Genomic DNA, 1,397 nt, shown 5'->3' on the forward strand with positions numbered 1-1,397 from the left:
TTTTTTTTTCGTCTTGAGCATAAGTGTCTCTTGCTTTACGGCCAGCGGGTCGGCAACTGAAAGGACGAATTTGGCCCTTTCTGACCACAAAAGCAACGAAGAGTAACCGGTTTTGGTTGCTTCGTCCCACGCCACTGTATTGCTGTTCTCCCTGGCTATCTACCCGATCCGGAAGGGGCCGGAAATTAGGATCATCAAATAGGCTTTCTACTTCCTCAATGGTGTTTGCTCTTTCTGGATAGTCATCGATAACGTGTTTAATATTTGCGCTATCCCATTGAAATTCAAGCATCTTTTTCTTTCCCCTTTGGTTGTTTGAGGCCCAGCCGGGTAAGCAGGTAGCCTGCTACATTCTTTTCCACTTTGACCTTCCCCGTCTGCAACTCGTAAGCAAACTTGTTGACTTCCTGAATCAGATTGGCGGAGTTCATGATCTGGTTGACTACATCAGCGCGTTTGATATTCCATTTCTCCAGTAGCAGCCGGACGTTTTGATATTGGTCATCTGACACACCCACCGGGGCGGCCACCGCTTTAACGGCTCCGTTCTGCACTGGCAGGACTACGGCCAGAGGTTGAGCTTTAACGGTGAAGGTGATATTTTTGAAGCTACGTCCCTTCTTTTCGAGACTGTAGCTGATCTGTAAATCAGTGTGTTGATTAATTTGCTTAACTGACTCATCAAGTACAAACTGTTTTAATTGTCCAATCTGTCTATACTGCTCATTACCCTTGTCATCAAGTAAGGACAGCATCTTTTTGAATTCGTCTAAGCTAAAGGTTTGGGTCTGTCCTTTGTCCTTCCACTGGCTGCATAGGGTATAAATTCGCTTAGCATACTTGCTACCCAAGCGCAGAGCTGCATAGAGTTGGAAGGAGGTAAAATTATCCTTCAAATCGAATAGATAGGGCTTGATTGGGTTAGTAAACTCAACTTCAATAATCCCCGTACCATGCACATACTCAATACGTTGGAACATCCACAGTTGTATATAACTCTTGGGTGTTGAGACTTCAAACATACGGCTCCCCATACCCTCAGTGGCCAGCCGCAGTTGCTGGTAATTATACTTCTTGCCTGTCAGTTTCCCCATTTCAATCACCGACACTTCATAAACTCCATCAGTTTTGTCTTTTCGCAATTTGGCAAGTAGGTACAGAAAGATATCTAATTGCATCTCTGAATACTCGTAACGCGCATTGGTGATAGCGTTATGCTGACGTACTTCTATAGCTTGATTCATAGCTAGTTCACTCGATTTGAGGATTTCTATGTTTCATAACGCTAAAAAACAGAATTAATTCACATTATGTTAAAGTAATATGTGTTTTCGCTTATTAAACCTGTTTTTTCAACTTATCAAACCTGTTTCTACGCTTATTAAACCTGTTTTTTC

2 protein-coding genes are annotated in these 1,397 nt (G+C 42.8%); both read right to left on the reverse strand.

The genetic code is table 11. The features are described from left to right. Nucleotides 1-292, reverse strand: a 292-nt coding sequence (locus B157_RS0113600) for a BrnT family toxin (protein ID WP_020603866.1), incomplete at its 3' end; no start/stop codon positions are given. Continuing rightward, a complete protein-coding gene (locus tag B157_RS0113605; RefSeq protein ID WP_020603867.1) occupies nucleotides 285-1,244 on the reverse strand; it encodes a replication initiation protein in 960 nt (319 codons plus the stop codon). The genes B157_RS0113600 and B157_RS0113605, both read right to left, overlap by 8 nt. Nucleotides 1,245-1,397 lie beyond the last annotated feature (153 nt).

It is taken from the genome of Spirosoma spitsbergense DSM 19989, from assembly GCF_000374085.1.
GTDB lineage: Bacteria > Bacteroidota > Bacteroidia > Cytophagales > Spirosomataceae > Spirosoma > Spirosoma spitsbergense.

Excerpts from the sequence above, each read along its gene's own strand:
- B157_RS0113605 (WP_020603867.1), bottom strand. The coding sequence starts at position 1,244 with ATGAATCAAGCTATAGAAGTACGTCAGCATAACGCTATCACCAATGCG.